This window comes from Mesorhizobium sp. M7A.F.Ca.CA.001.04.2.1, from assembly GCF_003998485.1.
Lineage (GTDB): Bacteria > Pseudomonadota > Alphaproteobacteria > Rhizobiales > Rhizobiaceae > Mesorhizobium > Mesorhizobium ciceri.
Map to the genome: position 1 here is coordinate 1 of NZ_RZQT01000259.1, position 2,748 is coordinate 2,748.

Annotated in this window: 4 protein-coding genes; all 4 read right to left on the reverse strand. The window is 64.8% G+C overall.

Annotation, left to right across the window (positions count from 1 at the left end; genetic code table 11):
- Positions 1-1,097, reverse strand: a 1,097-nt coding sequence (locus EN955_RS34210) for a molybdopterin-binding protein (protein ID WP_127223567.1), incomplete at its 3' end; no start/stop codon positions are given.
- Positions 1,094-1,798 (reverse strand): XdhC family protein, encoded by a 705-nt coding sequence (locus EN955_RS34215; protein WP_013532111.1) that lies wholly within the window; start codon positions 1,796-1,798, stop codon positions 1,094-1,096. The genes EN955_RS34210 and EN955_RS34215, both read right to left, overlap by 4 nt.
- 65 nt (positions 1,799-1,863) lie before the next feature.
- Positions 1,864-2,202 (reverse strand): XdhC family protein, encoded by a 339-nt coding sequence (locus EN955_RS34220; RefSeq protein WP_013532112.1) that lies wholly within the window; start codon positions 2,200-2,202, stop codon positions 1,864-1,866.
- 60 nt (positions 2,203-2,262) lie between these two features.
- A partial coding sequence (locus tag EN955_RS34225; RefSeq protein WP_127223568.1) for a VWA domain-containing protein occupies positions 2,263-2,748 on the reverse strand: 486 nt, incomplete at its 5' end.

The window sequence follows — 2,748 nt, forward strand, 5'->3', positions numbered from 1 at the left end:
CCGTCGAACAGCGCCAACAGCTTGTTCGGCCCGCCCATGCGGCTCGACCGGCCGGCCGCCAGCAGCACGATGCCGATCTTCAGTTGAGATTTGGCCGGCAGCGGTTCGCGCGGCTGCGGCCGTGTGGGGATTTCCATCAACAGTCCGCCGACCCCCATGCCGGCAATATCCCTGGCGGTCACGTCGAGACCGGCGATCAATCGGTCCAGCACCCAATCGAACCCGTTCTCCTTGGGGCTGCGGGCGCAGCCGGGCGCGCCGATGATGTGCTTGCCTCCGAGCGCACCGAGCACCAGCAGATTGCCGGGATCGACCGGCATACCCGCGCGGACGACGGTACCGCCCGCTTTCTCGATCGCCGCGGGAATGACATCGGCGAAATCGCTCATCGCCGAGGCGCCGAAGATCACCACCATGTCATTGTCGCGCACCAGGGAAGCCGTGGCCTCCGCCACCGGCGCGATCTCATGCGCCGTGCGGCGCTCGGCTGTCAGCCTGCCGCCGGTACGCGCCAGCCGTGCTTCGGTGACGCGCAGCGTCTTGTCGAGCACGGAAGGCTTGATGCCCGGCAGAACCGTCTGGATGACGCCGACACGCACGGGCCGGTAGGCATTGACGGCAAATATCTCGCCTGCGGCGCAGATTTCTGTCGCAGCGTCGACCAGCGCTGAACCGACCGCGAAGGGAATGATCTTCACCGTCGCGACCATCTGGCCTTTTTCGACCGGCGCATGCTGCGCCAGCGTGGCGATGGTGATGGCGGGATCGATGGCATTGATGGCGTCGATGGCAGCGGCATCGACCGTGAAGATGCCCGGCGCCTTGGCGTGGAGGTTGACCCGCCCGGTCGCGGCAGGCTTGGCTTCGATGCCGCGAAAGGCCATGCTCCCGGCAATCGTTTGCGCGGCCGCATCCTCGCCGAGGTCGTCCTCAGCCAGAACAGCCGCAACGACCTCGGAAACACCGGCAGTCCGTAGCAGCGCCACATCTTCGGCGCTCAGCCTATGCGCCTTGCGGAAGCGGCGTTCACCAGCGGTGGTGGAGTGTGCCAGCACCGCGCCTTCCGCCGTCTCGATCGGGATCGGTCCGAATTTCACGCCGCCGCACCTTTTGCGTCCAGCCCGCGCGAGCGGAAGGCATGGATCGCCTGGGCCAACACCGCAACAGCAATCTCTCCCGGGCTGGCAGCACCAATATCGAGCCCGATCGGCGCATGGATACGGGCGATCTGGTCGGCGCTCGCGCCCAGCGCCAGCAAACGTTCGACACGCTTGGCATGCGTCTTCCTGCTGCCGAGCGCGCCGACATAGAAGCAGTTGGCGTCTAGTGCTGCCTTCAGGGCGAAATCATCGACCTTCGGATCATGGGTGACGGCGGCAAGTGCGGTGTAGCTGTCGAGCGGCTGACGCTTCAGCACATCCTCCGGCCATTCGGCATGAAGCGCCACATCGGGAAAGCGGTCCGGCGTGGCGAAAGCGGTGCGGGGGTCGATGATCTCCACGGGATAGCCGGCGATCTTCGCCATCGGCGCCAGCGCCTGGCTGATATGGACAGCGCCAATCACGACCAGACGCGGCTGCGGCAGATGCGCGTTGAGAAAGAAAGTCCGCCCCTCGGCTTCGACCGAACCGGAATTACCGGTGCGAAACGCCCTGGCGATCGCGGTTCCGAGATCGCCGGCGACGTGATCGCCCTCGCGCACGATCCGGTCGCGGCCGTCACCGAGATCGGTGACAAGGATCGCCGCACGGCGGGCGCGTCGTTCGGCGTTCAAAGTTTTTAAGGCGTAGGGATCCATCAGGAAATCTCTTGTCCGAGCATCATCTTGTCCAAAAACCGGGTCCCACTTTTTGGGATCATGCTCTAGCCCAGTCTTTCCACGTACACCTTGATGCGGCCGCCACAGGACAAGCCCACTTGCCATGCGGTTTCGTCGGCAACACCGAACTCCAGCATCCTGGCCTTGCCGCTGTCGATGACGTCGATGGCCTCGCTGACCACAGCGCCTTCGACGCAGCCGCCCGAGACGGAGCCATGGAAATTGCCGTCTGCGTCGATGACCAGATGGCTGCCTACAGGTCGGGGCGCCGAACCCCAGGTCTCGACCACTGTCGCGATGGCCACGTCCTTGCCGTCCTTCATCCAGCCCTCCGCAATGATCAGCGGGTCGCGGGCCTCATCCAGATAAATGCTGTTTTCCATGACCGTTTCTCCAGAAGTCTGTTTTTCTCGGGATCTGTTTTCCGGATGGGAAGGATATGGTTATGCGGCGCGCCTCGCGCCAGCTTCCAGCCATCGGCGCGGATCGACGGATTGTGCCGACTTCTTGTCCAATGACGCGCAGAGATCGGCGAGCGCATCGAGATTGTGCACCGAGCGGAACTCGTCGACATGCGGCAGCATCGCCTTGACGCCACGGGCGCGCGCCTGGAAGCCGTCGAAGCGCAGCAACGGGTTCAGCCAGATCAGCCGCCGGCAGGATTTGTGCAGGCGCTCCATCTCCTCCGACAGGCCGGCGACATCGTCGCGCTCCAGCCCATCTGTGATCAGAAGCACGACCGCCCCCTGCCCCAGCACGCGACGCGACCATATCAGGTTGAACTCGGCCAGCGTGTCGCCGATGCGGGTGCCACCCGACCAGTCCATGACCGCCGCCGAACAGTCGGCAAGGGCTGCATCCGGGTCGCGATGGCGCATCTGCCGCGTCAGATTGGTCAGCCGGGTACCGAAGACGAAGGTGTGCACGCG

Coding starts and splice junctions, on each gene's coding strand:
- EN955_RS34215 (WP_013532111.1), bottom strand. CDS start 1,798: ATGGATCCCTACGCCTTAAAAACTTTGAACGCCGAACGACGCGCCCGC.
- EN955_RS34220 (WP_013532112.1), bottom strand. CDS start 2,202: ATGGAAAACAGCATTTATCTGGATGAGGCCCGCGACCCGCTGATCATT.